Source organism: Mesobacillus zeae, from assembly GCF_003570705.1.
Classification (GTDB): Bacteria; Bacillota; Bacilli; order Bacillales; family Cytobacillaceae; genus Mesobacillus_C; species Mesobacillus_C zeae.
In genome coordinates this window covers 1-1,645 of record NZ_QWVT01000066.1, presented here as the reverse complement: position 1 = coordinate 1,645, position 1,645 = coordinate 1, and the positions used below count along the sequence as shown (strand labels likewise).

At 38.3% G+C, this 1,645-nt stretch carries 2 protein-coding genes; both read right to left on the bottom strand.

Features of this window, described 5'->3' with window-relative positions; genetic code table 11:
* Positions 1 to 301: hypothetical protein (locus D1970_RS22675; protein ID WP_220453215.1), on the bottom strand; the 301-nt coding region annotated here is incomplete at its 3' end.
* Positions 302 to 340: 39 nt separating this feature from the next.
* Positions 341 to 1,615 carry an IS110 family RNA-guided transposase gene (locus D1970_RS21840; protein ID WP_119114939.1) on the bottom strand — a complete coding sequence of 425 codons (1,275 nt, stop codon included), beginning with the start codon at positions 1,613 to 1,615 and terminating at the stop codon, positions 341 to 343.
* Positions 1,616 to 1,645: the final 30 nt, after the last annotated feature.

Genomic DNA, 1,645 nt, shown 5'->3' with positions numbered 1-1,645 from the left:
GTTTCGATACTATTGGCAACATGAAGGCGAACTTAAATAGAGGAGTATATTTTAAACTCCAATCATTTCCATATACTGCACGCATTCTCCACGCCGCCCCTGGAGGCTTTCCCTCCCATGTCTCAACGGGTCTACGCCCTATCATTCCTTCGTCATGCCTATCCAAGGGGTGGAGGCCGGTTTTGCTAACGGAATGGGTCAGTGCCCTTTTGTTTAAGTATTCCAGTACTCCGTGCTTTTTTGAGATCCTACGAATAAGCCAACATTCAATAAAATGATAATAATAGATACTAGTTTTCAATTTGATATGTTCTATAAAAGTGAATAAAGAAAAGGTCAGTTATGCTGCTTTAGCTGTTAAAGGTAGGGTTTTTTCTGGACAATAGGACTCATTACGACGGGCAATTCCTACTAGTATTCTAGCCAGCTTACCAATCAATTTCATAATAGATTTCATTTTCTTCATTTTTTTTACTTTAACATTGTAGGAGTGAAGTTCTTTGAAATCAGGGTTGTTCATCACAAGACTCAATGTGGCTAAGTACAAGAAACGCCTTAGACGAGATCGCCCACGCTTAGAAATGACTACTTGACCTTTCCATTTACCTGAGCTAGACTCTGCTAGATGTAAACCTGCATGTCGTAATAGAGAATTACCATGAGCGAATTTACTTAAATCTCCTGCTTCACCTAATATGCCTCCAAGTGTAATTTCAGTTAATCCTTTTATGCCAAGTAATTTATCTGTAAAGGTAACTTTTTTAAGTGCTTTAGTAACTTCTTTTTCAACTCTTTCAAGTTGAGCTGTGGCGAGATCAAATTCTTCAAGTAATTGTTCAAGGTGTAGTTTATAAGCATCAAGAGCTTTGAGACTTCCAACGGAACGTTTAGCTAATTCAATTAGTGATTGTGCTTTTTTCAAGCCGGGCTGACGTTTCATCAGTGTTTTCCATCCCTCGGCAACATCTTGAGCTTTCATGGAACGTAGTTCCGATGGTGTAGGGAATAAACGAAGGGTTGCGATTGCCCCTTTTCCTGTTACGTTTTTAAACACTTCTCGAAGTTCAGGAAAGATAATATCTACCCAACGATTTATTTGATTGGTGGAGCTTACTAGCCGTTTAACGATTACGTCTCGGTTAGACATTAGTACTCTAAGTTTTTCAAAAGCCTCTGACGACAGACGAATAAAAGAATAGTAACCATTCTTCACCATATCGGCAATCACGAGAGCGTCTTTTTTATCACTTTTGGATTGCGTGTTATCTCGATTTTCTTTATTCTTTTTAACTAGGTGAGGGTTAACAGTTACTACCTCAATACTTTGACTATATAACCATTTGGATAGGTTTAACCAATAATGTCCGGTAGGTTCCATACCAACTATTGCAGTATTGAACCCGTTTGTAACTTTTAGCTGGTTAATCCATTTTAGCAATCTAACAAAACCCTCTTCATTATTTTCGAAAGAAAGAGGATCACCTACCACAATACCTCTGTAATTTACAGCTCGGGCAACGTGGACCTGTTGAGCAATATCTACTCCGACAACTAGATGATAGTCTGAGATTCTTTCAATCAGTTGATTTTGTTTGTCTTGCATTTTATACTTCACAGTAGAGCTTCCTCCTTAAGATTGAATTGG